Source organism: Actinocorallia longicatena (genome assembly GCF_039534125.1).
GTDB classification, from domain to species: domain Bacteria; phylum Actinomycetota; class Actinomycetes; order Streptosporangiales; family Streptosporangiaceae; genus Actinocorallia; species Actinocorallia longicatena.
The window spans coordinates 65,703-85,635 of the sequence record NZ_BAAAUV010000012.1; the positions used below are offsets into that span (position 1 = coordinate 65,703).

The 19,933-nt window shown below is 72.2% G+C and carries 19 protein-coding genes and 1 pseudogene; 15 read left to right on the plus strand and 5 right to left on the minus strand.

What is annotated here, in order from left to right:
- Positions 1 to 20: 20 nt before the first annotated feature.
- Positions 21 to 1,874 carry a glycoside hydrolase family 5 protein gene (locus ABD785_RS23355; RefSeq protein ID WP_344831913.1) on the plus strand — a complete coding sequence of 618 codons (1,854 nt, stop codon included), beginning with the start codon at positions 21 to 23 and terminating at the stop codon, positions 1,872 to 1,874.
- Here ABD785_RS23355 and ABD785_RS23360 read toward each other — a convergent pair.
- Complete coding sequence (locus ABD785_RS23360) at positions 1,830 to 2,234, minus strand: hypothetical protein (RefSeq protein ID WP_344831915.1); 405 nt, start codon at positions 2,232 to 2,234, stop codon at positions 1,830 to 1,832. The two genes, ABD785_RS23355 and ABD785_RS23360, sit on opposite strands and share 45 nt — an antisense overlap.
- 57 nt (positions 2,235 to 2,291) lie before the next feature.
- Between ABD785_RS23360 and ABD785_RS23365 the strand changes: the two are divergent.
- The 10 genes and pseudogenes from ABD785_RS23365 to ABD785_RS23410 form a co-directional block, all read left to right on the plus strand.
- A pseudogene (locus ABD785_RS23365) lies at positions 2,292 to 2,366 on the plus strand (hypothetical protein); the annotation flags it as partial.
- Between the two features lie 133 nt (positions 2,367 to 2,499).
- Positions 2,500 to 2,847, plus strand: a complete 348-nt coding sequence (locus ABD785_RS23370) for a response regulator transcription factor (protein ID WP_344831918.1) — start codon at positions 2,500 to 2,502, stop codon at positions 2,845 to 2,847.
- 105 nt (positions 2,848 to 2,952) lie between these two features.
- A complete protein-coding gene (locus ABD785_RS23375; protein WP_344831921.1) occupies positions 2,953 to 3,174 on the plus strand; it encodes a DUF7489 domain-containing protein in 222 nt (73 codons plus the stop codon).
- A 252-nt stretch (positions 3,175 to 3,426) separates the two neighbouring features.
- Positions 3,427 to 5,241, plus strand: a complete 1,815-nt coding sequence (locus ABD785_RS23380; RefSeq protein WP_344831924.1) for a VMAP-C domain-containing protein — start codon at positions 3,427 to 3,429, stop codon at positions 5,239 to 5,241.
- Positions 5,242 to 5,249: 8 nt separating this feature from the next.
- Positions 5,250 to 6,233, plus strand: coding sequence for an AAA family ATPase (locus ABD785_RS23385; RefSeq protein WP_344831927.1), 984 nt, complete (start codon positions 5,250 to 5,252; stop codon positions 6,231 to 6,233).
- The gene (locus ABD785_RS23390; protein ID WP_344831930.1) at positions 6,230 to 9,508 is read left to right on the plus strand and encodes an SCO2524 family protein; all 3,279 of its coding nucleotides are present in this window, start codon (positions 6,230 to 6,232) and stop codon (positions 9,506 to 9,508) included. The genes ABD785_RS23385 and ABD785_RS23390 overlap by 4 nt, the downstream gene beginning before the upstream one ends.
- A gap of 94 nt (positions 9,509 to 9,602) precedes the next feature.
- Positions 9,603 to 10,583, plus strand: a complete 981-nt coding sequence (locus ABD785_RS23395; protein WP_344831933.1) for a DUF7064 domain-containing protein — start codon at positions 9,603 to 9,605, stop codon at positions 10,581 to 10,583.
- Entirely contained in the window at positions 10,580 to 11,635 is a 1,056-nt protein-coding gene (locus ABD785_RS23400; protein ID WP_344831936.1) for a phosphotransferase, read from the plus strand. Before ABD785_RS23395 ends, ABD785_RS23400 begins: the two co-directional genes overlap by 4 nt.
- Before the next feature lie 731 nt (positions 11,636 to 12,366).
- Complete coding sequence (locus tag ABD785_RS23405; RefSeq protein ID WP_344831939.1) at positions 12,367 to 12,495, plus strand: hypothetical protein; 129 nt, start codon at positions 12,367 to 12,369, stop codon at positions 12,493 to 12,495.
- Between the two features lie 38 nt (positions 12,496 to 12,533).
- Positions 12,534 to 13,157 carry a VOC family protein gene (locus ABD785_RS23410; RefSeq protein ID WP_344831941.1) on the plus strand — a complete coding sequence of 208 codons (624 nt, stop codon included), beginning with the start codon at positions 12,534 to 12,536 and terminating at the stop codon, positions 13,155 to 13,157.
- A gap of 6 nt (positions 13,158 to 13,163) precedes the next feature.
- Here the strand turns inward: ABD785_RS23410 and ABD785_RS23415 are convergent, their stop codons facing one another.
- On the minus strand, positions 13,164 to 13,610 hold the full coding sequence (locus ABD785_RS23415) for a hypothetical protein (protein ID WP_344831942.1): 447 nt from the start codon (positions 13,608 to 13,610) through the stop codon (positions 13,164 to 13,166).
- Positions 13,611 to 14,018: 408 nt separating this feature from the next.
- Between ABD785_RS23415 and ABD785_RS23420 the strand changes: the two genes are divergently transcribed.
- Together ABD785_RS23420 and ABD785_RS23425 are read left to right on the plus strand one after the other, a co-directional pair.
- A complete protein-coding gene (locus tag ABD785_RS23420) occupies positions 14,019 to 14,795 on the plus strand; it encodes a sigma-70 family RNA polymerase sigma factor (RefSeq protein ID WP_344831945.1) in 777 nt (258 codons plus the stop codon).
- Positions 14,792 to 15,265, plus strand: a complete 474-nt coding sequence (locus tag ABD785_RS23425; protein WP_344831948.1) for an STAS domain-containing protein — start codon at positions 14,792 to 14,794, stop codon at positions 15,263 to 15,265. The genes ABD785_RS23420 and ABD785_RS23425 overlap by 4 nt, the downstream gene beginning before the upstream one ends.
- 66 nt (positions 15,266 to 15,331) lie before the next feature.
- Here the strand turns inward: ABD785_RS23425 and ABD785_RS23430 are convergent, their stop codons facing one another.
- On the minus strand, positions 15,332 to 16,147 hold the full coding sequence (locus ABD785_RS23430; protein WP_344831949.1) for an alpha/beta fold hydrolase: 816 nt from the start codon (positions 16,145 to 16,147) through the stop codon (positions 15,332 to 15,334).
- Complete coding sequence (locus ABD785_RS23435; RefSeq protein ID WP_344831951.1) at positions 16,144 to 16,725, minus strand: ATP-binding protein; 582 nt, start codon at positions 16,723 to 16,725, stop codon at positions 16,144 to 16,146. The genes ABD785_RS23430 and ABD785_RS23435 overlap by 4 nt, the downstream gene beginning before the upstream one ends.
- A gap of 146 nt (positions 16,726 to 16,871) precedes the next feature.
- Between ABD785_RS23435 and ABD785_RS23440 the strand changes: the two genes are divergently transcribed.
- A complete protein-coding gene (locus ABD785_RS23440) occupies positions 16,872 to 17,096 on the plus strand; it encodes a hypothetical protein (RefSeq protein ID WP_344831952.1) in 225 nt (74 codons plus the stop codon).
- Positions 17,093 to 18,838: a ferritin-like domain-containing protein gene (locus ABD785_RS23445; protein WP_344831954.1), complete on the plus strand. Its 1,746-nt coding sequence runs from the start codon at positions 17,093 to 17,095 to the stop codon at positions 18,836 to 18,838. The genes ABD785_RS23440 and ABD785_RS23445 overlap by 4 nt, the downstream gene beginning before the upstream one ends.
- A gap of 7 nt (positions 18,839 to 18,845) precedes the next feature.
- Here ABD785_RS23445 and ABD785_RS23450 read toward each other — a convergent pair whose 3' ends face one another.
- Positions 18,846 to 19,775, minus strand: a complete 930-nt coding sequence (locus tag ABD785_RS23450; RefSeq protein WP_344831957.1) for an acyl-CoA desaturase — start codon at positions 19,773 to 19,775, stop codon at positions 18,846 to 18,848.
- Between the last annotated feature and the right edge of the window lie 158 nt (positions 19,776 to 19,933).

Sequence of the window (19,933 nt, forward strand, 5' to 3'; positions counted from 1 at the left end):
CCGTCACAAAGGACATGATCATGCGCCTCGCCACCGTTGCCGTCCTCCTCCTGGCCATCCTGACCGTCACTCCCGCGAGGGCGGCTCCCGAGGTCCGAACCGCCGCGGCGGAGGCCGCGACCTGGACCGGCCCGCTGAGCACGCGCGGCCGCTACATCGTGGACGCCGCCGGCGACCGGCTCAGGCTCCGGTCGGGCAACTGGCACGGCGCCAGCGGCACCTGGACGGGCAGCGGCTCGGACGAGGATCCGGCGAACAACCACGCGGGGGAGGTCTCGCACCGGGCGCCGCTCGGCCTCGACCGGGTGCCGATGGCGCGGATCATCAGCGACTTCAAGGCGCTCGGGCTCAACAGCGTCCGGCTGCCGTTCTCCGACGAGATGATCCGCGACGAGCGGCCCGTCACGGGCCTGACCGCCAACCCGGCGCTGAACGGCCTGCGCCCGCTGGCCGTGTTCGACGAGGCGGTGAACGCGCTCAGCGCCGCGGGGCTGGGCGTCATCCTCAACAACCACAGCACGACCAGCCGGTGGTGCTGCGGCGTCGACGGCAACGAGCGCTGGAACAGCGGCCAGACCGTGCAGCGGTGGCTGGACGACTGGGCCTTCATGGCCGCCCGCTACCGGGGCAACACCCGTGTCGTCGGCGCGGACCTGCGCAACGAGGTCCGGCGCGACGTCTGGGACGACCCGAACTGGGGCCTGGGCGACGCCCACGACTGGGCCGCGGCCGCCCAGCTCGCTGGGGACCGCATCCTCAGGGACGCCAACCCCGACCTGCTCATCATGATCGAGGGCATCAACTGGGCGGGCCTCCCCGTCGACGGATTCTGGCACGACCGCCCGGCGCTCAAACCCGTCCGCACGCTGTCGCACACCCTGGTCAGATCGCACAAGGTCGTCTATGCCGCCCACTTCTACGGCTACACCGGACCCCGGCACAGTGGAGCGACGGGCGTGGGGGAGACGACCGACGCCCGTTACCGCGATCTCAGCCGCGCCGACCTGTTCACCGTCATGCGCGACACCGCCGGCTACGTCACCGAAGCCGACCGGCACTACACCGCGCCCGTCTGGATCAGCGAGTTCGGCGTCGGCAAGGACGCGACCGGCGCCGACCGGACCTGGTTCGCCGACACCGTCGACTTCCTGATCGACAACGACCTCGACTTCGCCTACTGGCCGATCGTCGGCTTCCACTCGGGCGACCAGGGCAACCAGTGGGGCCTCGTCCGCTACGACACCGCGGGCGGGGCCCGCACCGTCGACCAGGCCGACGACTGGCGCGGCCCGCACTGGCGGCGTCTGATCGCCGCGACCGGCCGCACCGGCCAGATCCCCGCCCCCCGCACCTGGTCGATGCTGCGCGCCCAGCACACCGACGCCAACGCCTCCCTGCGCGCCGCCGGAGACTGGGACAGCGGCGCCCGCAAGCTCACCTGCCCCGACGACCAGCGCCTCATCGGCATCAGCCAGCGAGGCCAGGGCGCCCTGTGCACCGACGCCACGGTCGCCGGCCTCTGGCAGTCCGGTGCCACGACGAGGATCACCGGCCAGAACTCCACCACCGACTGGGCCTCCGGCTACACCAAGTACCAGTGCCCCGCCGGCCAGTTCATGATCGGCTACAGCGTCCGGGGCGTCCGCCTCTCGGCCGTCCTGTGCGCACCGGCCCGCCTCCCCCTGGCGGGCACCGGCCGCACGCTCTGGGACGACCGCGGCGACACCCGCCCGGGCACCGGCGAGGGCGGCGACTACGCCTCCGGTTACTACAAGGCCCAGTGCGACGCGAACGAGTACGCCGCGGGCATCGCCTTCACCACCGCCTGGTCACGCCCCGGCACCCCCGACGCCCTCTACTGCCGCCTCCTGTGACCCCGGCCCGGCGAGCGCGATCGTCCTGCTGGCCGGAGCGGGGATCCAGCTGCTGTAGCCGGAGGCGGGGCTGGGCATCGCGCTGGTCGTGGTCAGCACCTTCGCCTGGATCCGCCCGGCCCGCGAGTCCCTGTGGGGCCTGGCGGGCGCGGTGGCCTCGGCGAGCGTCCTGCCCTGGTTGGACGGGCGGCTGACCCTCGGCCTGCTGTGACTGGCCGCCGCTCTGCCGGCCTGGAGCTGGGGAGCACTGGGCAGGGCGCGTTCGGCCCGCCGCCAGGCCGAGGCACGCCGCGTCGTCCTGGAGGAACGGGCCCTCACCGCGCCGCTGACCGCCGCGGGACTGCGCGTGACGGTGCGCACCGAGGGCCTGGACGGCAGGCTGTGCCGCCGGGAACCGGTTCGGCCGCCTACCGGATCGTGCAGGAATCACTCACGAACACGCTGCGCCATGCCCGCGCCCGCAGTGTCGAGGTCACCCTCATCGCGACCGGTACCGAACTGACCGTCGACGTCCATGACGACGGGGCCGGCGCCCCGAAGGTCGTCATCCTGAACCACCTTCGACCTCGACGAACCCCTGTACGCCGCGCTGCGGGCGGGCGCGAGCGGCTTCCTGCTCAAGGACGTGCGCCCGGCGGAGCTGGCCGACGCCGTCAGGGTGGTGGCCAGCGGCGAGGCCCTCCTGGCCCCGAGCGTGACCCGCAGGCTCCTCGACCGTTTCGTGGCCGTCCAGCCGAGCGAACCGGCCCGCCCCGAGCGCCTCGCCGACCTGACAGCCCGCGAGCCGGCCGTGCTCACCCTGGTCGCGAAGGCCGCCTCCAACGCCGAGATCGCCGGCCACCTCGACCTCTCCGAGGCGACCGTGAAGGCCCATGTGTCCGCGGTCCTGCGCAAGCTCGGCGTCAGGGACCGCGTCCAGGCCGTCGTCATGGCCTACGACCTTGGTCTCGTTCACCCCCGCCCCTCAGCCTGAAGTCGCATCCGAAAGCCCCGACGTGCGGGCGACGCCCGGCCGGTCTCCGCGACCTAGCCTTGGTGACAGGTAGTGAGCGAACGACATCCAAGGCAGGTGAAGGAAATGTTCTGGTCACGTCGAGTGCGCAAGAACGAGGCATGGGAGGGCGTCGTCACCGCCAAGTCCCGCAACATGCCCGACGGGTCGAATCTCTACCACTACGTCGAGATCGCCCTTCCGGACGGCAAGGCAAGGAAGATCCGTGTCAAGGGTTCCCTCTGGGACTCCCTGCGCCCCGGCGACAAGGTCGTCAAGCGGACCGGCTCCGAACCGGTCAGGAAATGACGCCGGCCCGCAGGAGCGTCGGACTGTTCGGCGTCATCTCCAGCCTGTTCCCCAGTCCATGGAGGTGGGCGCCGCGATCGCGGTGGACCACGACATCGACACCACCACCGAGGGCCCCGCCTGAGGAGGTTGCGGCGAAAGGAGGGCCAAAGATCGGCGCCGTCGGTCATCATGTGAGCATGGCGGGCGAGCGGCACGGGCAGGGCGAGGTGGACGGCGTGGCCGGTCCACCGGAGCGCGAGGGCTGAGGTCGTGTTCCGTCCCGAGCAGCTCGCCGAGATCACCGTCGAGGTCGTGCAGGAGAAGGCCCGGGTCCGCGGTGGCAGCGGGTTCTTCGTCGCGCCGGGCCACGTGCTGACGTGCGCGCACGTGGTCGGGCGCGGATCGGGCGCCGACGAGGTCCAGAGCCGGGTGCGGATCCGCTGGAACGGGGCCGAGTACCCTGCGACCGTGATCGCCTCGGCGCCGAACCGGCCGGGCGGTGACGTGTGGCCGCATCCCGATCTGGCGCTCGTCCGGCTCGACGATCCGCCCGCCGGGCACGACTGCGCCCCGCTGGCCGACCGGGAACCCGCGGCGGGCGCGGCGCTGCACGCCGTGGGCTTCCAGACCATCTACAGCTCGCCGGCGGCCCTCGCGCCGGTGGCGCTGGAGTACGTCGGTCCGCTCGAGGGATTCCACCGCGTGAAGGGCGACGAGATCCCGCGGGGGACCTCCGGCGGCCCCGTCCTGGACCTGGCGACGGGCCGGGTGTGCGGAGTGGCCAAGACGAGCAGGAACGACAGGCGCGTGCTCGGCGGCCTGGTCGTGCCCGTCCACGCGTTCACGCGCCTGTTCCCCGGGCTCCCGGACGATCCGTCGTGGCGGGCCCTCCCCTCCCACATCCATCGCTCGTTCCCGCTGGCCGCGCTCCTGCGCGCCGAAGAGGAGGACGAGCTGCGGGCGCTGTGCCGGATCCTCCCCGACCCGGCCGACGCCGAGGGCCTCTACCGGGCGGCGGTCGGTGATCTCGGGCCCCGCCCCCACGGCAGGCTGAGGGACCTCGCCGATCTGGTCGGCGCGGTCTCCGACACGGTGTCCCGCCAGGACGGCATGCCCGCGCTGCTGGCGCTGCTGGGTCTGCTCGCCGACTCAGCTCCGCCGCATCCGGCACGGCGGCTGGAGTCGCTGGCCTCCACGGTCGCCGCCCGGATCGGCAAGGCCGAGACCTGGACGAAGTGGCGGAGAAAAGAACCTCCGCCGGACGACCGCCCATCCCTGGAGGTCTGGCTGAGCCCGAGCACCGGCGGACCGCGCCGGTACCGCGTCGCCGTCTGGCTGTGCCACTCCGACGGCCGCACCCCCGTCATGAAACACGCCGGTGACGTCCCCAGGACCCTCTCCCAGATCAGGTCCGGCCTCGGCGACCTCCTGGGCCCGCACCTGGACGAGCAGACGGCGGCCCCGCACGACATCACCATCGCGTTCGTCCTGCCGAGACCGCTGCTGTCCGAGCCCGTCGAGTCCTGGCATCTGGGCCACGCCTACGCGCCCCTCGGCACGCAGTACCCGGTCGTGGTCCGCAGCCAGGACCGGCCGAAGGGCGTGCGCCCCCTGTGGCGGGAACGGTGGAGCAGGCTCCAGCAGCAGAACGCCACCGGGGCCGTGGAGCTGGGCTGGATCGACTGCCGCGAGGAGCGGCCGAACGTCAAGTCGACCTACCAGTGGTTCCTCAACCGGAAGGACCGCGTCGTCCTGGCCCTGGCCAGCGACATGTCCGCCACCCGCAGGAACGCGGTCGACGCCGCGTTCAACGCGGGGGTCCCCGTGGTCATCTGGCGGCGCGCCGCCTGCACCGACCACTCCGCGGACACCTGCCCCGGCCACCGGTTCCGGTCGGCCGTCGAGCCGCTGCTGACGGGCGAGAACCTGCGGGCGCTGCCCCGTCTCGTGCTGTCGCTGCGGATCGAGGCCGACCTCGCGCCCGGCGAGCACTGCGGACGGAGCATCGCCTTCCTCGTGGACGATCCCGATCGCCTGCCGATGACCTCTGTCCATGATCTACGTAGTCCCGATCAGGAGGCCTGACCTTGTCCATGCCTGAGTGGCTGGTCTTCCGCGGCACGCGGGAGCCGCACAACGGGATCGACCGGCTCCCGCCGCCGCCGGCCTGGCGCGCCTTCGACGGTCCCGTCGAGCCGAGGGCCGCGGCGTCCCTCGCCTGGAAGGCCGCCGACCTGGAACGGGCCGTCAGCTACGAGACCGCTCCCGAGACCCTCGAGATCATCAACGCGGCGCTGTTCCTGCGGCGCCCGCTGCTGGTCACCGGCAAACCGGGCGTCGGGAAGTCAAGTCTCTCCCTCGCCGTCGCCCACGAGCTCGAACTGGGCCCGGTGCTGCGCTGGCCGATCACCAGCAGGTCGGTGCTCTCCGACGGTCTCTACCGGTACGACGCCCTGAGCAGGCTGCAGGACGTCAACCTTCCCGAGACGCGGACGGACATCGGCGACTATCTGACGCTCGGACCCCTCGGCACCGCGCTCCTGCCGTCGGAACGGCCCCGCGTCCTGCTCGTCGACGAACTCGACAAGAGCGACATGGACTTCCCCAACGACCTGCTCACGGTCTTCGAGGAGGGCTACTACGAGATCCCCGAGCTCCAGCGCATAGCCAGGATCCAGCCCGAGGTGACGGTCGCCACCGCGGACCCGGGCGAGACCGCGTCGGTCCGTTCCGGCAGGGTCCAGTGCGCGGCGTTCCCCCTGGTCGTCCTGACCAGCAACAACGAGAGGGAGTTCCCTCCGGCGTTCCTGCGGCGCTGCATCCAGCTCCACCTCGAGCCGCCGGGTCCCGAGCGGCTCGCCAGGATCGTCGCCCACCGTCTCGGCCCGGACGGGGCACGGGACAGCCAGGCTCTCATCCGCCGCTTCCTCGACCTCCAGAAGGAACGCGACCTGGCCACCGACCAGCTCCTCAACGCCCTCTACATCTCCCTCAACATCGGTGCGACCGAAGGCCCCGCCAGGACCAAGCTCGCCGAACAGCTCTTCCAGCAGCTCCAGAACACCGCCGAGCTGTGAGGGCCGACGCGGCCCTGCTGCGGGCGCTGGAGACGGCCGGGCTGAACCCCGGCCCGGAGGAGCTGGCCGACGCCCTCTGGCTCGCGATCCAGATCTCCGCCCCAGGGCCCGCGGCGGATCCGCCCGCGCCGCCCGCGCGGAACGTCGCACGCCGTCTGCTGTCGGCCGGGCTCGCGAGGGTCCGGCCGGTGCGGCCGCCGGACGGGCACCTCGCGCTGCCCGCCTTCCGCGAACCGCCCCGGCCGCGGCCGCAGCGGCGCCCCCCGCGGCCGTCGACCGAGAGCGCGGCCGTCCGGATTCCGGTGGGACGGGCCCTGCCGGGGAGCCTCGACCTCATGCGGTCGCTGAGTTCGCTGCGCCGCCTGGTGAACTCGCCCCGCGACAGCACGGTCGACGAGCAGGCGACCGTCGCCCTGATCGCCGAACAGAAGATCCTCGTGCCGGTGCTGCGGCCGGCCCCGGAAAGGTGGCTGCGCCTGGTCCTGCTGATCGACGACGGCGCCTCCATGGCGCTGTGGAACGAGCTCGCGGGCGAACTGACCCGGCTCCTCGAACGCACCGGGGCCTTCCGGGACGTCCGGGTGCGCTACCTGGGGAGTGAGGAGGAGCGCGTCGGCGTCAGGACGGCCAGGAAGGGACGGCTCCAGGACGTCCGCGGGCTGCTGGACCCGGCGGGACGCCAGGCCGTGCTCGTGCTCAGCGACTGCGTCGGGCCGCGCTGGCGCGGCGTGGCGATGGCCGACGCCCTCGCCCTTCTGGGAAGCCGGGGCCCGCTCGCCGTCCTCCAGCCGTTTCCGGAACGGATGTGGGAGCGGACCGCGGTCAAGCCCGTCCCGGTCCGGCTCGGCGCGGGCCTGCCCGGGCTGCCGAACCACCGCCTGCGAAGGCTCGGCGGAGCGGCGGAAGGAGGCGTCGCCGTCCCGATCCTGGAGATCGCCCCGCTCTGGCTGGCGAACTGGGGACGGCTCGTGGCGGGGACGGCCGCGGACGGAATCGAGGTCATGGCCGTTCACGCGACGCCGGGACGGCCCCTCGGCCGTGCCCCTGAGACCAGCGCTCCGGACGACCCCCTGGAGCGGGTCCGGGCCTTCCGGGCGGGAGCCTCGCCCGAGGCCTTCGCCCTGGCCGGGCATCTGGCCGCGGTCAACCTCGACCTGCCGGTGATGCGGCTGATCCAGCGGTCGACGGCGCCGGGCTCACGGCCGTCCCATCTGGGCGAGATCTTCATCAGCGGCCTGCTGCGCACCGCGGGGACGGGGCCCGCCGCCTACGACTTCGTCGAGGGGACCCGGGAGGTTCTGCTGCGGACCATCCGCAGGTCCGGGGCTCTGTCCGTCATCGAGGAGGTCTCCGCGTTCACCGCCGCGCGGCAGGGCGGGGCGGGAGACGTCGAGGCCTTCGCGCCCGCCGCAGGGGCTCAGAGCCGTCGGCTGGCGCCCGCGTTCGCGGCCGTGCCCGTCGCGGTGCTCAAGGAACTCGGTCTCGCGTCCCGCGATCCCCGCGAGCCGGGACCCGCCGCGCCGAGGACCGGAGAGACGCCGCCGGAACGCTGGTGGGAGCGGCCGGAGCCGGCCCTGATCGACATTCTGCGGTCGACCGTCCGGGCCTCGACACGGTACGGGCGCTGGCTGCCGCCGACCCGGATGGGTTCGGGCGAAGAGGCGCGCCACCTGCTCATCGTGCTCAGCATCGCCGACATGTTCCGGCAGGACGTCTACCCGCCGGTCGTCGTCGAGGCCTTCGAGCCCCTGGGAGAACGGACCGACGTCGGAGTCCTCCTCGCCGATCTCCTCGTCGAGCACTTCGAACGATGGCTCGACACCTCCGGGCCCGTCTTCCCGGCGGGGGCGCGGCTGGCCAGCTCCACTCCCGGAGAGCCTCCGACTCCGGAGCAGAGGGCTCTGGAGACGGTCGAAGACCATGCCGCGGCCCTTTCGCTCTGCCTCCGAACCCTCGCCCACCTCCGCCGGACCCCGGGCACGCGAAGCGCCGTGCTCGCTCGAAAGTCCGAGCACCTCGAGCGGCTGGCGCACGACCGCCTCACCGCCGCGATGGTGAGCCTGCTCCGAAGCTTCGTGGTCCGCACCTATCAGGCCGACTCGGAGGCGGGAACGCACCTGCTCCGGCAGCTGGACGACGGCCGCTCGCAGCGCCGGACGGTGGCCGAACTCAACACCGCCCTGGAGCGGGTGCGTGCGGCACTCGAAGAGCTGGCCTTCGGAATCTCGTTCGAGCCGCCCGGCCCCGGCGATCTGTTCGAGACCGGCTGGTCATGGGGGGTCTGCGAGAACGCCCCACCGGTCGACATGGGCGACCCGGCCGCGCCACAGCCCATGGGACTCGCGGCCCCGGCTCCGCTTCTGCCCGCCACCGTCACCGTGATGGAGGCCCTGAGCGAGCTGTTCCACACGGAGGTCACCCTCCTCGGGCTGCTGACCGAAGAGGAGCAGCGTCTCGCCATGGCCTTCCGGCTTCGCTGGGAACTCGTCGCGCAGTACTGGCGGACCGTCGGCACCCTGGGAACGGCCCGGTGGCCGGTCGAAGAGGTGCCCTGGAGATCGGCGGACGGCAGGGACTCCCACCACAGCAGCCTGTTCGTCATGTCCCTTCTCATCGCGGACCAGAAGATCAGCGGAGCAGGGGCCGAAGGACGGCGCCTCCATCGAGTTCTCAAGGAGATCGACGACAGGGACACCCGCGAGGCTTCAGGACCGGAGACCGTTCGCCTGGACGGAGCCGAAGCCGCGGGTCCCGGTCCGCTCCTGAAGATGCCGGTGCCCGACACGCTCCCGCTTCTGCTGAAGAACGCTCTCACCCTCGCCGGCCTCGGACTCGACACCGAGGACGGCGCCACCGACGCCTACTGGGAACGCCTCGGGAGACGGCGTCACGAGGACGGACCGCTCCGGGGCCTGTGGAGCGGCGGCGCTTCCGAGGACACCGAACCGTCCTGGTCCTGCACCCTGGCGGTGGTCGAGGCGCTCATCCTGGAACGGGCCCGGCCCTCCCGGCGTCCCGTACCGACGGCCGGGACCTTGACCGGAGCCGCACGAGACCTCCTCAACGAGGCCGGGCTCCTGCTCGAGGACCTGCTCTCCGAGCCGGGGAACACGACGACCATCGCCACCGTCGCCGAGCTCCGCCGGACCCTCTCCAGGGCCGAAGAGATCCTCGAGAACCGCCCCGCGACCGCTTTCGGCATCGTCACCGGTGTTCTGCGCAGGCTCGACGAACTGGCGATCGAGCGCGCGGATTCCGGCCGGGACCGCCCCTGAAGCCGTCCGGGCGGCGGCCTGGCGCGGACACCGGTGTCCATAGCATGATCAGGTGCCATCCCGACGGCCTCTCCCACCCCCGGAGGAGCACCCCATGGTCCACATCATCGATCACGGCACCTGGCGGCTGACGCCCGAGGACGAAGGGCTGCACGAGCCCGGTCCCGAACGGCTGTGGAACGAGTCCTACTACTTCGACTTCGCGACGGCGGACGGCTCGCTCGCCGGGTACGTCCGGCTCGGGCTCTATCCCCGTTGGGGGAGGGCCTGGTACTGGGCGTGCGTCACCGGGACCGGCCGTCCGCTCGTGATCCTGGTCGACAACGACGCGCCGCTGCCCGGGCCGGGGAGCACCGGTGTCCACGCCGACGGCTATGACGCGACGCAGAGCATCGACCTTCCGTTCGGTTCCGCGACCGTCGCCCTGGACGGCCGGGCGGTCGTTCTGGAGGACGCCACCGCCGCCTACGGCGACACCTCCGGCGCCGAGAAGATCCATCTAGGGTTCGACCTGCGGTGGGACACCATCGACGGCGTCTACCCCTACAAGGACATCTCCCGCTACGAGATCCCGTGCACCGTGTCCGGGACGGTGACGATCGGCGAGGAGACCATCGCCGTCACGGCGTCGGGGGAGCGCGATCACAGCTGGGGCGAGCGCGACTGGTGGTCGGTCTCGTGGCTGTGGTCGTCCGGGCGGCTCGATGACGGCACGTCGTTCCACGGGATGCAGGCCAACCTCGGTTTCGCGATCCCGTGGCCGTCGTTCACCGTGCCGCCCGGCGGACGGATCGAGCACCGCGACGGCTTCACCGCCGAGACCCGCTTCACCGCCGAAGACCTGCCCGAATCGTCGGATCTGCGGGTGCCCGGCGCTGCGATGAAGGCCGTCCCGGTGGCGTTCGCGCCGGTCGCCGTCGTCTCGCCGGACGGACGCCCCGCGCACTTCCCGCGCGCCCTGTGCCGCTTCGAGGCCGAAGACGGCCGGGTCGGGCACGGCTGGACCGAATGGCATCAGCCGCCCGGCTGGCGCGAGCACGGCTGGTCCCACCTCGCGGCCGAGGCCGGCCGATGAGCAAAGCGATCACCGTGGCCGCGGACCTCACCGCCGAATGGCTCACCGACGTTCTCGCCCCGCACCTGGACGGCGCCGAGATCACCGCCGTCACGGCCCGGCCGGTCGGCACGGGCCAGGTGTCCGACAGCCTGCGCCTGCACCTGACCTACGACCGTCCGGCCCCCCTCGCCGCGACGATCATCGCCAAGATCCCCGCGGCCGCCGAGGCCAGCCGCGCCGCCGCGAAGGCCGTCCGCACCTACGAGGTCGAGGCGAGCTTCTACGCCCAGATCGCCGGCACCCTCGACGCCAGCGTGCCCGCCTGCTACTTCTCCGCCTACGACGCCGAAGACGACCGGTACGTGGTCCTGCTCGACGATCTCGCCCCCGCCGAACCCGGCGACCAGATCGCCGGCATCACCCCGGAGGAGGCCGCCGCGGCCGTCGACGAGATGGCCGTCCTGCACGCGACCGGCTGGAACGACCCGGATCTCGCCGCCCTGCCCTGGCTGAACCGGAACGACGCCGAGGCCTCCGCCTTCACCGCCGCGATGGTGACCGTCCTGTACGACGAGTTCAAGGCACGCTACGCGTCACGGCTGGAACCGCAGGTCATCGAGCTGATCGAGCGGTTCCTGCCGTCTCTCGGGAACTACCTCGTCCAGGAGGCGGCGGCCTCCACCCTCGCGCACGGCGACTTCCGCGCCGACAACCTGCTGTTCGGCGGCGCACGCCCGGTCATCCTGGACTGGCAGACCTGCGCGTTCGGCCCCGGCGGCGGCGACCTCGCCTACTTCCTCGGCTCCAGCCTGCCCGTCCAGGCCAGGCGCGACCACGAGGAGGCGCTCGTCCGGCGTCACCACTCCGGCCTCACCGCACGCGGCGTCTCCGTGTCCTGGGACGACTGCTGGGACGCCTACCGACGCTACGCCTTCCACGGCGTCATCATGGGCATCGGCGCCTCCACCCTCGTCGAGCGCACCGCCCGGGGCGACGACATGTTCTGCACCATGATCACTAGGCACGCCCACCACGCCCTCGATCTCGACGCCCTGTCCCTCCTGCCCTGAGGCCCAGGCCACGGCCCCGGCCGGGTCACCGCCCGGCCGAGGCCCTGACGAGCCGCTCCAGGGTGGCCACCAGAACGGCGCGGTAGGCCCGCCTCGGCCTCGGGGCCGGGTCACAGCTGGTCGATGAAGCCGTCCCGGACGACCGGGTAGGTCGCCTTCCACCGCTCGGCGTCCTCAACGGAGGGCGGCACCGGCGTCGCCCCGGTCCTCAGCCAGGTCAGCGGTCGGCCACGACCGCACGAGCCGTCCGTCGATCCGGTCGTAGGCCTCCGCGACCGCGCGGACGAGCCACTCGGCCGGCGGCTCGCCCCGTAGGAGGCGAGGCTGAGCAGGACCGGGATCGGGGCCTTCCGCTCCGGATCTGCGCGACCGGTGCGGGTTCGTCCTCGCCGACGCAGGGCAGCGGGACGAGCCCGCGGGCGGCCGCCGCCGTCAGCCACGCGTCGCCCGTCCCGGAACCGGTCTCCCCGGTGGGAGCGGCGTCGGCGGATTCCGTCCGCTCCGCCCAGGCCCGGCGGTGCGCCTGCTGCCAGGCGGCCGACTCGGCCTTCCGGACGCCGCAGGCTCGCAGCACCGCCTCGACCGTGCCCACCGCGGAAAGCTCTCTCCTGACACCGCCTTGTGGAGCGTGCTCTTGCCGATGCCCGCCCGGCGAATGCGTTCGGACGCCGGAGCCGGCAGCCTTGAGGCCATGACCACCGCGACCTTGGCCGCCATCGGCGCCCTCACCGGTGATCCTCACCGCCGCCGTCCGCCTTCCCCACGCCCTGGCCGAGTTCCTCCACGCCTGGTTGCCCGTCCTGACCGCCGCCCGCGAACTGGACTCGGCCCCGCGCGCCACGCCGACCGGTCAGGATTGAAGAAGCGCCGGCGGCCGGGCGGCTTCTAGCGTGTTCGTATGACCTTCATCGAGCATGTCACCATCGAAGCCGCCGACGTCGAGGCCGCTGCCCGTTTCCATGACGCCCTGGGCCTGGGCGAGCGGGTCAGGCTGCGGGCCTCCGAGGAGCCGACCAGCGGATTCCGCGGCTTCACGCTCTCGCTCACCGCCTCCCAGCCGGGGAACGTCCGCGCCCTGTTCGATGCCGGGATCGCGGCCGGCGGCACGGTGATCAAGCCGGTCGCCAAGTCGCTGTGGGGTGTGGGCGGCACCCTCCGGGCCCCGGACGGGACGATCTGGAAGATCGCGACGTCCGGCAGGAAGGACTCCGCCCCGGCCGCGAAGGAGTTCGACTCCGTGGTCCTCCTGCTCGGCGTCGACGACGTCGCCGCCACCAAGCGGTACTACGTCGACTGCGGGCTCACCGTGGACAAGAGCTTCGGCAGCAAGTACGTCCAGTTCGCCGGAGGCCAGGGCGCCGTCACCCTGGGCCTCTACAAGCGCAAGGCCCTCGCCAAGGACGCGGGCGTCCCCGCCGAGGGGTCCGGCTCCCACCGGATCACGGTCGGTTCCGCCGCCGGTCCGTTCACCGACCCCGACGGCTTCCTCTGGGAGGACACCGCGCGCACCCCCGCGCCCTGAGGGGCGTCAGCCGCAGAGGATGTGGCCCTTGTAGAGATGGGCGTGCTCGTCGTAGTACCAGGTGTCGGCGACGACGGTGATGCAGAGGTGGCGTCCCTTGACCCTCACAGGGCCGGCGTAGAGCTTGAACTTGCCGCTGTCGGAGTCGACGCTGCCCTTGTGGGGCTTCTCGTCGTAGAACAGCTCGTTGTTGAGCCGGATGGACGTCTTGTGCTTGAACTGCGCGTAATACCTCGTCTTGACGTTGACGGCGCAGTTCCAGCCCGACTTCGCGTTGTAGTAGACCCTGACGTGGCTCAGGGTGTTCCATTTCGACTTGACGGCGTAGGTCTTCACCAGGCCGCCCGAGCAGCCGTAGCCGCCCGCACTGGCGGATCCGGGGACCGACAGGACGAGCGCCGATGCGGCCAGGGCGGTTCCGGCGACGGCGGCGGTCCGGGTTGCGAATGTCATGCTTTCTCCTCCTTTTCGTGGCATCCGAAACCCTAGCGCCTGAAGATCGTTCTCAGCAGGTGCCCGCCGTGAGGTCGATGCCGGCGCCGGAACGCTCGGCGATGGGTCGACATAAGTGGTACCTCCTCGCGGTGTGGTGCGTCTGTGCGGCAAGGTCGGTGAACGGCCGCCGCGTGTCGCTGCGCGACCGCGCACACCCCTTCACACCGCGTGCGGACCCGGGGCGCGGGCCCGGGCCGGCCCGGGTCGGCCGGTGTGTCCCCGGGGTCCGCCTAGGGACCGGTACCAGGGCCCTCCCTGATTCGACCGGGGTGCCCTTCCAGGGAGAGTCGGGTCTTGCCGGAGATGTCGCGTTCGTTGAACCGTTCCTCCGGCTCCGACGCTCCGATCGAGACAGGAAGTGGCACAGTGACCAGCAGAGACGGTGGATCCCAAGACCTGGACGGCGCCGCGATGATCTTCGGCGAGGTGCAGTCGCGCCTGTTCGGCATCGCCTACCGCAGGGTGCGGAGCGCGTCCGAGGCCGAGGACCTGGTGCAGGACGTCTGGCTGCGCTGGCAGGCTTGCGACCGTGCCGCGGTGGAGAACCCGGCCGCCTACCTCGCCACGGCCGTCACGCGGCTGGCCCTCAACACCGTCCAGTCGGCGCGCGTCCGCCGCGAGACCTCGACCAGCCCGTGGCTGCTCGAGACGGTCGGCACCAGCCCCGACCCGCATCTCGGCGCCGAGCGCGGCGAGGACCTGGAGTCCGCGATGCTCCTCATGCTGGAGCGGCTGTCACCGGGCGAACGCGCCGCCTACATCCTCCGTGAGGCCTTCGACTACCCCTACGCCCGGATCGCCGAGATCATCCGGCTCAGCGAGGCTGCGGCCCGCCAGCTCGTCAGCAGGGCGCGCAAGCACCTGCTCTCCGGGCGCCGCACCCGGGTGCCGTCGGCCGAGCGGCGCCGGCTGCTGGAGGCGTTCGTCGCCGCCGCGCGCTCCGGCGACCTGGCCCGGTTGGAGGAGATCCTCGCCGCGGACATGGCCCGCTCCGCCGAGGAGGGCTCGGAGCGGACCTCCCGCACCTCCGTGCGCGGGCCGCGCACACCGGCTCTGGCGCGGGCCGTTTCCGGACCGGGCGCGAGGTCCGGCGGCAGGACCAGGGTGACGGGGTCCGCTCCCTGCTCCGTGGTCCTGCCGTGACCACTAGGGCGGGGACGGCCTCCGTGCGGGTGCGCACCGCCTACCTCCGGCTCGACGGGGAGTTCGCGTACGGGTCGCTGCGGGTGGCGGGACGGGTGGAGCCCGTCACGGGGGATCTGTTCGCCACCGCGCTGAACTCCATGGCCGAGGGCTGTTCCGGGGACGTCCGGGTCGATCTGGGGAAGCTGGAGTTCATCGACCTCGCCGGGCTGCGCGCCCTCCTGGCCGTCGCCTGCCGGCTGATGCTCCAGGATCGCAGGCTGGAGCTGGTGTCGATGGCTCCGCACCTGGTGGAGCTCATGGTCCTGGTCGGCTGGGCGGAGGTTCCCGGCCTGATGCTCATCACTCCGGACGCGCCGTCTCCGATGGCGCCGTCGCGGGTACGCCCGCGTGGCCGGACCCGGGAGGCGGCGCACAACGCCAGGTTCGGTCGGTGCCGTCCGGTGGCCGTCCGCGAGGAGACCGGCTGAGCACGGCCGAAAGCAGAGCCCGCGCGTCCCTTCCGGGATGCGCGGGCTGCGGCTTTTTCAGGCGGTTCAGCGGGTGGCGGCGGCCCTCTCGATGACGGCGGTGACGGCGCCCGGGTGGGTGAGGAACGCGGCGTGCCCGGCGTTCAGTTCGACGGTGCGGGAGTGGGCGCGTGCCGTCATGAAGCGCTGGGCCTCGAGCGGGATCGCCTTGTCGGTCTTGGAGATCAGGGTCCAGGTGGGCAGGCGCTTCCACGCCGGGGTGCCCGTGAGGGCGCCGCCCAGCGCGCCCTGGGTCACGGGCCGCTGGGTCGCGCTGAGGAGCCGGGCGGTGGACGCGGGCAGGCCGAAGATCGGGCCGAGCGAAGCGGGCTGGAGGTAGATGTCGGCGTCGCCGGAGGGCAGCGGGACGACCCTGATCGCCTCGGGGGTGATCAGGCTTCCGGGGAAGCGGCCGGAGATTCCGAAGGCGCTCTCGCCCTGCTCGGGGAGGAACGCCGAGACGTAGACGAGCGCCTTCACGTCGGGGTCGGGCGAGGTCTCGGTGATGACGGAACCGCCGTAGGAGTGCCCGACGAGCACGATCGGACCCTCGATTCCGGCGATGGTCGCGTCGAGGTAGGCGGCGTCTCCCTCGAGGCCGCGCAGCGGGTTGGCGAACGCGACGGCCGGGTAGCCGTCCCGGCGCAGGCCCTCGATGACGTCGTTCCAGCCGGAGGTGTCGGCCCAGGCTCCGTGCACGAGCACGATGGTGGGCTTCACACCGGGCTTGCTCCCGGCGTCGGCGGCCGTCGCGGACATGGACAGGGACGCCGTGACCAGCGTGAGGCCGGTGACGAGTCCGCCGAGACGCAGGCGGCGGGAGGTGCTGTGCGTGAACTTCATGTTGGTCTTCCTTTTCCGTGGTGGTTGGCGGAGAACATGGATGAGCGGGCCAGATGGCCGACCGTGGCCCTCACCGCGGGGCCGGGGACCCCGGCACGGACGACGATCAGCCAGAGGATCGCGTCCGAGGACAGCCGGGGAGCGAGGGCGCGGAGCGCGAGCAGCGTGCCGGTGTCGCACCACTGGAGCTCGTCGACGATGACGAGCAGCGGTGCTTCGAGCGACGCCCGCCGCAGCTGGTCGCCCAGCGCGGGGAACAGCCAGAATCGCTGGTCGGCGGACTCGGACAGCGTCCGGACGATCCCCGCGTCCGCGACGGATCCCGTCCCCGACTCCAGAGCCCGCCGCAGCGCGCCGAACGGGACGGTCCGCCGCACCCGTTCGCCCGCCCCGCTGAGGACGCGGATCCCGGCGGACTCCGCGAGAGCCCTCGCCTCACCGGCCAGACGGCTCTTCCCCGTCTCCGGCATCCCCTCGATGATCAGGATGCCTCCACGCCCTTCGCCCAGCCGCCGGATCCTCGCGGCGATCTCCGCCGCGCGTCCGTCCGGGACGGATCCGGCTTCGGTCGGTCGCATCACTTCACTCCTTTCGATCGCTGGTCCCTCGTCGACGAAGACAGGCCGGCTTCCCGCGCCGTGACGGTGGGGACGACTTTCCGCCGATCCGTCACAACCGGGCCGGGTGCCCGGTCATGAGAACCGAGCGATGAAGGAGGCACGCCATGCCGATAGGTGATGACGGCAACGGGTTCGACCTCGAGACGGAGGTCGTGATGGAACTGAGGACGGCCGAGGCGAGCCGGGCGGAGGAGCTCATCGGCCGCCCCGTCTCGGAGTGGCTCTTCGACCCGGTCGAGGAGCAGGCCTACGAGATCGGGCTCCGCGGCCTCCTCGGGGCCGTCGAGGAAGTGAACGGCGGACACCGCCCAACGGAGGGAGAGGAGTGAACCGCTCCGTCATGGCGGGGATCACCACGCTCGACGACCTCCGCGAGCACCTGCAGTGGGCGATCGAGCTGGAGCACGCGACCCTGCCGCCCTACCTCTGCGCGCTGTACTCGCTGGATCCCGGACGCAATCCCGAGGCGGCCGAGGTGGTGGCCGGGGTCTTCGTCGAGGAGATGCTGCACATGGCGCTCGTCGCGAACCTGCTCAACGCGGTCGGCGGGCGGCCGAGGCTCGACAGTCCCCGGATGCTGCCGCCACATCCCCGCGGGCTGCCGCACGGCGACCCCTCCCTCGAACTGTCGCTGCTCCCGTTCGGACCCGAGGCCCTCGGCCTGTTCCTGCGGCTCGAGCGGCCCGCTCCGCACGACGCGCCGCCGCAGGCCGACCGGTACACGACGATCGGCCAGTTCTACGCCGCCATCGAGGACGGGCTGCGCGCGCTGTGCGCCCGGCTCGGCGAGAAGGAGGTGTTCTCCGGAGATCCGGCGCGTCAGGTGCACGGCGGGCACTTCCGGAACACCGCGGGCCGGCTGGTGGCGGTCACGGACCTGGCGTCGGCGCTGACGGCGCTGGAGGAGATCGTCGAACAGGGCGAAGGCCTGCTCGGAGCCGAGGTCTGGGACGGAGACCGCGACGTGCACCACCCCGATCGGGAGGAGGTCGCGCACTACTACCGCTTCATGGAGCTCAAGGCGGGCCGCCGTTTCCGGCGCGGAGACACCCCGATGTCGGGGCCGACCGGCGAACCGGTCCACGTCGACCTCGGCGGTGTGCGCCCGATGCGGCGTGGCGCCCGTCTGTCGGACCATCCGCCCGGTGAACCGATCCGGGCCGCCAGGGAGGAGTTCAACCGCACCTACTGCACCGTCCTGTACCTGCTGGACCGGGCGTTCGACGGGAGCCCCCGGCTGCTTGCCGTCGCGACGGCCACGATGTACACGCTGAAGGCCCAGGCCATCACCCTGATGGAGATGCCCGACGGCGAGGGCATGACGGCGGGCCCCACCTTCGACTACGTCGCCCCCGAGGACCGCGGCTGGGGCGGGGGAGAGGGCCAGCGGATCGACGTGCTCCCCGACGGTCCCTACCTCGTGCGCGGGGGCCTGCCGCTCCGCCGCAAGATCAAGATTGTCTCGGAGTTCGACGACGCCCTGACCTGGCGGACCAGTGAGGACCTGCCGGTCGAGGAGACCTACGCGCTGTGCCGCTGCGGCCGTTCGGGATCGAAGCCGTTCTGCGACGGGACGCACGCCTTCGCCGGATTCGACGGAACCGAGAACGCCATCGTCACCCCGTACCGGGAGGCCCGGCACGTCCACGACGGGACGGGCATCTCGGCCCAGCGGGTCGGCGAGCTGTGCATCCACGCCGCCTTCTGCGTGGGCAGGAGGCGACCGATCGCCGAGATGCTCGACGACACCGCCGATCCCGACGTGCGCTCGAACATCATGGGACGCATCGATCACTGCCCCTCGGGCTCCTACAGCTACGCCCTGGAGCGCGGCGGGGAGAGCGTCGAGGCCGACCTCCCGCGGGCCGTCTCGATCCTCGAGGAGGAGAACGGCCTGGCCAGCGCGCTGTGGGTGACCGGAGGAGTACCGGTGCGCAGGTCCGACGGAAGACCGTTGGAGACCCGCAACCGGACGACCCTGTGCCGTTGCGGCCACTCCGCCGCGAAGCCGCTGTGCGACGGCACCCACCGCGAGATCGGCTTCCACGACGAGTCCGCCGGGAGAGCCTAGGCCGTGATCAGCTCGCGGGCGGAGGGAGCCTGCGGGCGGCGAGGCGGGCGGGGTCGGGCCAGCGGACGTCGTGGGCCCAGCCGAGGCGCTCCAGGGCGCGGATCAGGGCGGCGCTCGCGTCGATCTGGCCGGTGAGGGCCCCGTGACGGGCGCAGGTCGGCTCGGCGTGGTGCCAGTTGTGCCAGCCTTCGCCGAAGGTCAGCATCGCCACCCAGCGGACGTCGGTGGAGCGGTCGCGGGTGGCGTAGGCGCGGTCGCCGAAGCTGTGGGCGATCGAGTTCACCGACCAGGTGGCGTGGTGGACGAGGGCGTACCTGACCAGGCCCGCCCAGAACAGCGCCGACCAGAACCCGTGCCACGACCATGACAGGAGGCCGCCCGCGGCGGCGGGAAGCAGGAACGACGCCGCCACGACCAGCGGATAGGCGGCGTCGAGCCGGCGGATGTCGCGGTCGGCGAGCAGGTCGGGTACCCAGTGGGCGCGGCTGGAGCGGCGCCGGGCGGTGTAGAACCAGCCGATCTGCGCGTGCAGCAGCCCCCTCAGCAGGGCCCGCCGCCCGTCGCCGAAGGCCCACGGCGAATGCGGGTCACCGGGACGGTCGGCGTACTTGTGATGGCGGCGGTGCTCGGCGACCCACAGCGACGCCGGACCCTGCAACGCCAGGCCGCCGCAGAGCGCCAGGGCGATCCGCACCGGCCGGACGCACCGGAACGAGCGGTGGGTCAGCATCCGGTGGTAGCCGACGCTGATGCCGAAGATGCTGATGGTGTACATGACCAGCGCGAGCGTCACGTCCAGCGGCCCCACCCCGCGCCCCCAGGCGACCACGGCCCCGGCGGCCAGGACGATCGGCGGCGCGACGACGAGGACGAGCAGATAGGCGTGGCGGCGGGTGGCGGAGACCGGCACGGTCCCCTTGCCGTCGGCGTCGGGCAAGACACCTCCAGAGGAGAGGTCGAGTCTCCATTGAACGCAAGGGACGGGACGGGCGGCAGTGGCGCCACAGAGACGAAATTCTCACCGAAAGAACTGATTCGGCTACTCATCGTCGCCATCCTCTTGTCGGTCGCCCGGCGGTCTGACTACGTTCTGGA